The sequence below is a fragment of the Bartonella rattaustraliani AUST/NH4 genome (assembly GCF_000312565.1).
Taxonomy (GTDB): Bacteria; Pseudomonadota; Alphaproteobacteria; order Rhizobiales; family Rhizobiaceae; genus Bartonella; species Bartonella rattaustraliani.
The window spans coordinates 1-6,557 of the sequence record NZ_CALW02000021.1 but is presented as its reverse complement, the minus strand read 5'-3'; the positions used below and the strand labels follow the sequence as shown (position 1 = coordinate 6,557).

The 6,557-nt window shown below is 39.0% G+C and carries 5 protein-coding genes and 2 pseudogenes; 2 read left to right on the top strand and 5 right to left on the bottom strand.

The window, feature by feature from the left end; translation table 11 throughout:
* Nucleotides 1–699 precede the first annotated feature (699 nt).
* On the bottom strand, nt 700–1,041 hold the full coding sequence (locus BN67_RS03450; protein WP_244427026.1) for a hypothetical protein: 342 nt from the start codon (nt 1,039–1,041) through the stop codon (nt 700–702).
* Between the two features lie 141 nt (nt 1,042–1,182).
* On the bottom strand, nt 1,183–1,512 hold the full coding sequence (locus BN67_RS03445) for a hypothetical protein (RefSeq protein WP_019222749.1): 330 nt from the start codon (nt 1,510–1,512) through the stop codon (nt 1,183–1,185).
* A gap of 829 nt (nt 1,513–2,341) precedes the next feature.
* On the opposite strand from BN67_RS03445, the gene BN67_RS03440 reads away from it, so the two are divergent.
* Nucleotides 2,342–2,797, top strand: a complete 456-nt coding sequence (locus tag BN67_RS03440; RefSeq protein WP_019222748.1) for a ribosomal eL19 family protein — start codon at nt 2,342–2,344, stop codon at nt 2,795–2,797.
* A 633-nt stretch (nt 2,798–3,430) separates the two neighbouring features.
* Here the strand turns inward: BN67_RS03440 and BN67_RS14760 are convergent.
* Nucleotides 3,431–4,116, bottom strand: a pseudogene (locus BN67_RS14760) (tyrosine-type recombinase/integrase); the annotation flags it as partial.
* Nucleotides 4,117–4,446: 330 nt separating this feature from the next.
* Here BN67_RS14760 and BN67_RS15180 point away from each other — a divergent pair.
* A complete protein-coding gene (locus tag BN67_RS15180) occupies nt 4,447–4,581 on the top strand; it encodes a hypothetical protein (RefSeq protein WP_280101210.1) in 135 nt (44 codons plus the stop codon).
* Nucleotides 4,582–4,820: 239 nt separating this feature from the next.
* Here the strand turns inward: BN67_RS15180 and BN67_RS14755 are convergent.
* Nucleotides 4,821–5,165, bottom strand: a pseudogene (locus BN67_RS14755) (hypothetical protein); the annotation flags it as partial.
* 762 nt (nt 5,166–5,927) lie between these two features.
* The gene (locus tag BN67_RS03400) at nt 5,928–6,500 is read right to left on the bottom strand and encodes a hypothetical protein (RefSeq protein WP_026088143.1); all 573 of its coding nucleotides are present in this window, start codon (nt 6,498–6,500) and stop codon (nt 5,928–5,930) included.
* Between the last annotated feature and the right edge of the window lie 57 nt (nt 6,501–6,557).

The window sequence follows — 6,557 nt, the reverse complement described above, 5'->3', positions numbered from 1 at the left end:
CACAAGGGCTGTCGCAAAACCATGAGGCGAATCAATATACCCTATGGATTGGTAAATATCATGCGTTGGTTATTATGAGCTGGTCAATATACCATGCGTTGGTAAAGAGAGTGATGGTGCCGATTTGTTCCTTCATAAGTGTGGTGTCATAAAAGGTGATCCTTCAAGATAATCTTTTAGGCCATAAAGAGAGTGCATCTTCATGTGCCATCAAAAGATCAATGTTGTCTCTGTCTGCTATGCGTTTTTTTGCATTCATAGTATGTAGAAGAGCAAAGCTATATTCAAAAAAACTGAGCCGGTCGCGGTATGTTGGTCGCTTAAGCCTGTGAGCCTTGAGCCTGTGCCTTGAGCCGGTTGAGTCCTAAGCCGGTGAATTCTAAGCCTGTGAGCTTGTATCAGTAAATTTTATAGTGCATCAAGGGCTCTATGCGTGACGTCTTCAGAAATCAATTTTAAAAAATCAATCTTATGACAAATAGGAAAGAGGTGAAAAGTTTTTCCCTTTCAGACAAGAGGGCAAGCAAAACAAAGACATTATAAAGATGAAAAAATTCTTATCCTTCATAAATAAAAAAATAAACGCAAAACAAGGCTCCATTTTTACTGAAGCCTTGCGCATATTTTTTTGTTAATACTTAACTGTTCGCCCTCATATGAGGGAGGGTCTTTTTTCGTAAATTACGGTGTATTGACACTTCAAGCACCAATAAACATTTTTATGCATAAGATAATAGCAGAACGAATAAAATCATAGATTGTGGACAGTAAACTTTGTCCTAGATCATATAAATTCTCTATATCTTTTGGATATGGTTTATTCTGGGCTGGTGAGATACTCGGTATGTTTATCCCTATATTTAATGTGTCAATGAGTGTGCCCTTTATCGGTTGAAGAAGACGTGAATCCGTTCGATCAACAGTATAAGGAGCAACAATAGGAGAGGGTTGTTTATTGATTTTATATTCAGATTCTTGGAGTGCAAAGGCTAAACTGCTTGTCACTGCACCCGCTATGAAAAAATATCGGATAATCATCATTTTTCTCCTAATTATTTATTCTTCATAAATATCCAATACGTGGTCATAATAATAATTCACTTTAGATCACTCTAAGATGAATATGAGGGAGGGTTTTTCTATGAGGGAGGGTTTTTGAGTAAGCTTTTGTATACAGATACTTTAGCTTCTGCCAATAAAGACTTTTATACATAAGCTAATAAGAGAACGAAAAAACTCATATATTGTAGCCAGTAAACTTTCGACTAGATCATATAAATCTTCTAGATCATCTTTGTACGTTCTATTATTCATTTGTAATCTATTTAAGTTATCTTTCCATGTTTCTAATGTGCTCTTTATGGAGGCAAGAGGACGCAAATCCGTTGTATGAACAGTATAAGCAACCACAAGAGGAGAGAGATATTGATTTGCTCTATGCTCAGATCCTTGAAGTGCAAGAACGAAACCGCTTGCAACCATACTTGCTATGAAAAAATATCGGATAGTCATAGTTTTTTCCTCTCTTTATTGAAAATAAATATCTAATATGCAGTATCTATTCTCGTTTAGAGTGATCTCATATGAATATAAGCGAGGGTTTTTCTATGAGGGCGTTCTTTTCTTTGTAAACTTATAGTATATCGGCAATCAAGGTTTTTGTAAAAAACATTCTTACACCAAAGTGAATAACAGAACGAACAAAGTCATATAGTGTATACAGCAAATTTATGCCTGCGTAAAATAACTCCTATAAATTGTTTTTGTAAGATCCATTGTTATTGGTTATTGTCGATATAACTATTGAATTGTTGAACTCTTGGTTCCAGAAAGTATAAATGCGTTCTCTCAACAATGTAAGCAGCAACAATGAGGAGATGGTTGTTGATTTGCTCTATGCCTGTATTCTTGAAGCACAAGCGCTAAACTGCTTGCAATTGCACCTACTATGAAAAAATATCTGCTCTTCATAGTTTTGCTCCTCACTTTATTTAAAATAAATAAATATCCAAAATGGAGTATATATAAATTCACTTTAGATAACTATAGTAAAAATGCAACAATCATAAAAAAGAATAATGTTTGCCCAGAAATTGACAAAATTTACCCTTATTTGCCCCAATTAATTCTTTCAAATTGATTTTATGATTCATAAAAGTGGATTTTGAAGATTTTAGGTATTCATATGATGGGTGGCAAAAAGATTTGTTGGTAGACTTCTCTTTTGCACCATATTAAAGGGGCTCATAAAACGAAATGCTAATGTATCTTTGTAAAAACGTATTTCTGTAAAAGTAAATATCTTCCCTCTGAAATTGGGGTGTATCCTGTGAGGACAAGGATGCGTCTCATAAAAGGTGGGGTGTATCTTGTGAGGACAAGGATACATCCCATAAAGGTTGGGGTGTATCTTGTGAGGACAAGGATACATCCCATAAAGGTTGGGGTGTATCTTGTGAGGGTCGAGATACATCCCACGAAGGTTGGGGTGTATCTTGTGAGGGTCGAGGTACATCCCACGAAGGTTGGGGTGTATCCCGTGAGGGTCGAGGTACATCCCACGAAGGTTGGGGTGTATCCCGTGAGGGTCGAGGTACATCCCACGAAGGTTGGGGTGTATCCCGTGAGGGTCGAGGTACATCCCACGAAGGTTGGGGTGTATCCCGTGAGGGTCGAGATACATCCCATAAAGGTTGGGGTGTATCCCGTGAGGGTCGAGATACATCCCATGAGGAGTGGGGTGCGTCCTATGATGACCTGGAGGCATCCCATGAAGGCTAGGGTGCATCCTGCATGAATTGGGATGCACCCTATAGGTTAAGTATATTTCGTGAGAAGACAGAGAGAGTCAATGATTTATACATTTTGTGTTTTATAACCGGTTGGCTGTTAAATATCCGCAGGATACACATCTCATATCTTCAAGTTTGAAATGATTGTATGATAGGGTCATACGAGTCGTGTTGAAACTGTAATAAAAAGAAACTAAAAAATCTATAGTAATTTTCAGCATTTTGGCATCACACTGTGGTGTTTTTTTGATTTTATTGTGTTTTTGCAAGCTTTAAAGGTCTTTTTTATCAAATATTCATGGGGTAAAAACAAATATCATAAAACAGTATATAAGCGTGAAGTTGTTTCAATCATTATCGTTTTTGAAAAAATAGACTTAAGTGTATTCTGTACTATGTAGACAATTCCATCTCTTTGTAAAATGGGTTTATTCTTTATCAAAGTGCCACTTTTATAAGAAGATTTAAGTCTAAAAATCTGGTTATATGTTGTTTGAAATGGTGTAGAATAGCGTCTCTTTGATAAATTTGAACAGATAATATTGAATAAAGATCTACAAGAAATTTCACGTTTTTATATTTTTATAAAAAGTGAAGAGATTTCAATCACAATGTTTTTGGGGAAAGTGGTTCTGTTTTTGGCAAAGTGTTTTATAAAAAGCCGGCACATCTTTCCAATCCATTGCAGGCATATTAATAATTTTATGGCGTTGTTTCCCTAAAAGGGCGCGTGCTTTCTCTGTGACTTGTAAATCAACATCTAATCCTAATGCAGCAGCATGTTTGAAACAAAGATTAAGGCGATTCATTGCTTTTTTTGCTGTTGCAGCTTTTGTATGCCATATGGGGGCAAGCGTATCGCGTATCTCTGTTTGTGTAATTCCTGAAATGGGAAGACAGCCTCATTTGGGGAGTACATGAAATTGTAAAGATGAAAACCAATCTCCAGACTTATCATCATCCTTTAATTCAGCTTTACAGCTTTCAAAAGCATCCACAGCAATGTCTTTAAGATAATGAAGAAAGATAATGAAGATTGCGCATTGTCTCACGTTTTTGTTTCTAACTCTCTTTAATGGGATCACGACCCTCATGTAAAACAGAACGCCACCTACGTTGTATGTTCACGGGCTTGTTTTAAAGAGACATGTCTTAAAGCCCCTAAGCCCATTTCACGACGGCGCCCGTGAATTGTATAACGGTAAATCCATTGCGCACCTCCATCTTTACGCTTATGAAGGGTCAAGCCGGCACCATCATTCACTTTACCAGCGCATGGGTGTTGCAACAGCCCTTGGTACTTAAGGCGATTCATGAGAGGCATTTTTCCTCCTTATCCTTACTAATTTTTATCCACATGCCAACCCTGCTTATGGCATAAAACCAAGTGAATAAAATTGATTCAATATGAAGTGGTTTGAGATGAGAGAATCTTATGGGTATTCGGGGTTGTGATTCAAGGTGAGAAACGATAAAAATACTTATGAATCAACGTGTTGCAGTTTATGGGGAAAGTGGTTCTGGCGAAAGTGTTTTTACGTGAGGGGGCATGGTTATAGGGTGTGGAGGAAGACCATTATTGGCGGGGGATTTTTGTGTAAAGCGGTTTTTATGGGATCAATGTGGCTCGTTTTATTTTCAGTCAGCATAACTTTTGGCGATGTTCCCTCGTGATATATTATCACGGGGCAATGTTATTACGGCGGCTTTGGATCGTCGTATGGTGGTTTTGAGGGGCGCTTATCCGTGGGGGATTGTCGGTGATGTTGTTTCGAGGGGGCTGGTGTGATGAAAGAGACCAGTAGGTAGAGGTGTTTTTGCTGTTTCATAAAAAATTGCATAAAGCAGTTCTTCAGTTACATGTAAGGGGGATACGTAACGCGTTATTCACTGTTTGTTTTTTCAAGAGTGGAATATGGTTTTGTGAATTTTTACTCTTTATTATTGCCGACGGTGTAGGGCAGTTCTTTAATGACTTTTGATGACGTTTTTTTCCAGTGAGGAGGTATGGTTATAGGGTGTGGCAACTGTAGCAGTTTTTGTATGCCATAGGAGGGGTTAGTGTATTGCGTATATCTGTTTGCGTGATTTCTAAAAATGGGAAGACAGCTTCAGGGAATACATGAAGTTGTAAAGGTGAAAACCAATATCCAGATTTATCATTATCCTTTAATTCAGCTTTACAGCTTTCAAAAGTATCCACGGCAATGGCTTTAAGAGAATGAAGAGTGCGCATTGCCTCACGCTTTTGTTTTTCACGTTCTTTAATAGGATCACGTCTTCACGCAAAACATAACGCCACCCACGTTGCACATTCACGGGCTTGTTTTAAAGAGACTTCTGTGGCGCCAATCTTAGAACCCCTAAGCCCATTTCACGGCATCGTGGGTGAATTGTACAACGATAGATCCATTGAAAACCACCATCTTCACGCTTATCAAGGGATAACCCGTATCATTATTCCCTTTACCAACTCGTAGTATATTAACCGACTGATAATATATTTACGCGCTTATGAGATTGCGACAGCCCTTGCATGAAGATGATTCATGAGAGGCATTTTTCCTCTGTATGAATTAATGTGTTACCAGCTATTGGTGAGGGAATGGCGGAGGTGCGGCTTTTGGTGAAACCTTACCAGTGGAGGTGAGGCTTGGCAGCTTGGAGTTTGGGGCGCCGTGTTTTGGAGTTGGGGATGCGGCACTTGGAGGAAGGGATGCGTCACCTTGGGGTTGAGAAAATCAGCTGTTGATGAGGGAGTGGCGGAGGTGCGGCTTTTGGTGAAACCTTACCAGTGGAGGTGAGGTGTGGCAACTTGAAGGTTGGGGCGCGGTGTTTTGGAGTTGGAGATGCGGCATTTGGAGGAAGGGATGCGTCACCTTGGGGTTGAAGAAATCAGCGTTCAATAAAATTTTTTTGGAATGTTTTGGGGAACATTTTTTCTGGTATACTCCGTTCAGATTCATTTAAGAGATCTTGATCCCTCTCTCTTGATGAGAGACTGTTCAATATTTTGCTTTAAGTGTAGAGGTTGCATTGAATGGTTGGTTGTATGAAACATGATGTCTTTAGGTCCGGTCTGATCTGGAAGGGTCCAGCTATAATCTGAGAGCAGAAAGGATCCAGAGTGGGAAATTATTCGGAATGCTCGCGGTTGGTATATCCCCAATAAAATGCCAAAAGATCTAAACAATCTCGTAAATGGTCTGCAAGGGAGTTTTGTTTTCGTTTCGAGGTGCTTAAATCTTTGATTGCTTGATCATAGCCAACAACTTTCTCTACAAGGGAATAGCCAAGAATACCAAGATGGATTTTGACCGTTTTTAGATGATTGGACGCCTCTATTTGACGTTCAATAGGGTGTGTATAATCTTGGCTGCACGCAACTTTTTCACGCATATAATCAGGGCTCATATGAAGATCAGACTGGCTTTGACGCCAATAAATATAAAAGCGTTCTGCTGCTTTATACTGTGCTTTACTGATATGTCCTTTCGCGTATAAAAGCGCAATAGGCCGGCCTTTTGCATTGGCAATAGCTTTGACTGTGCGTGGGTTGCTCGCGCTTTCTGGGTGCGTTGGTTGAAAATAAGGATTGTGCGTTTCAATCATTATTTCTTGCGTTTTTAAGTGACCAATTTGCTGGTTCTCTTCACCATATTGCGCATGACAAGATGTTTTACTCTTTCTTTGATCTTTATGGCTCATATCATTTTCTCCCAAATAAGTCGCTCTCTTTTTAAAGTTTTGCTTGAGTGTGCGTGT

What these genes read in the sequence shown, in the direction of transcription:
- BN67_RS03450 (WP_244427026.1), bottom strand. Translation starts at nt 1,041, where the DNA reads ATGATGATTATCCGATATTTTTTCATAGCGGGTGCAGTGACAAGCAGT.
- BN67_RS03445 (WP_019222749.1), bottom strand. Translation starts at nt 1,512, where the DNA reads ATGACTATCCGATATTTTTTCATAGCAAGTATGGTTGCAAGCGGTTTC.
- BN67_RS03440 (WP_019222748.1), top strand. Translation starts at nt 2,342, where the DNA reads ATGCGTCTCATAAAAGGTGGGGTGTATCTTGTGAGGACAAGGATACAT.
- BN67_RS03400 (WP_026088143.1), bottom strand. Translation starts at nt 6,500, where the DNA reads ATGAGCCATAAAGATCAAAGAAAGAGTAAAACATCTTGTCATGCGCAA.